The 706-nt window shown below is 40.1% G+C and carries 1 protein-coding gene; it reads left to right on the top strand.

The window, feature by feature from the left end; genetic code table 11:
- Positions 1-486: helix-turn-helix domain-containing protein (locus LMU01S_RS10145; RefSeq protein WP_156470427.1), on the top strand; the 486-nt coding region annotated here is incomplete at its 5' end.
- Positions 487-706: the final 220 nt, after the last annotated feature.

The raw sequence follows: 706 nt of genomic DNA on the forward strand, positions 1-706 counted from the left end.
GCTATAAACGCTCCTATCCCCCAAAAAACGGCTAATACGAAAGGCTTAGTCCGTTATTTGATCCATATGGACAACCCAGAGAAGTATCAGTATAAGCGAGATGAGATAGTTTGTCATAGCGGTGCAGATGTAGACGAGTACTTCGCCCTTTCTTCGAGTTCTAGGAGAGCTGTTTTACGTGAGATGACAGAGTTTATCAAAGATAGTGAAATCGATAATTTCGCTGATTTTATCGGTTTTTGTTTAGAAAAAAACGAGTTGGACTGGTTTGATGTTGCTATGAACCATAATACGTTAGCTATTAATAAGCTTATTGACTCGATATATCAAAAACATAATCCAAAAGTTGAAAGCTCAAAAAACGGCTCACTCGATGAAAAAGTGGCTCAGGTAAAAGAGTTGCGTTCTCAGGGTATAAAATTAGCTGTAATAGCTGATACTATTGGGGTTTCGCTTGCAACTGTTAAGAGATATTTGAATAAATAGCATAAAAAAAACGGCTCACGTGAGCCGTTTTTTTAAAATCGTTGGTCACCTTACAGCCCCAAGGGATACAGCTTACGAAGTTTTAGGAATGGCTCAAAACGGCTCACGTGAAAAAAAAGTGTAAATCCCTTGGGAGAGTAAGGAAGAGAAGCAATTTTATTGGGGGGTACTACGACACCCCCCAATGTGGTCATTGGTCGTTGGGCAAGTTGCCAGGTCC

The organism is Ligilactobacillus murinus DSM 20452 = NBRC 14221, from assembly GCF_001591685.1.
GTDB classification, from domain to species: Bacteria; Bacillota; Bacilli; order Lactobacillales; family Lactobacillaceae; genus Ligilactobacillus; species Ligilactobacillus murinus.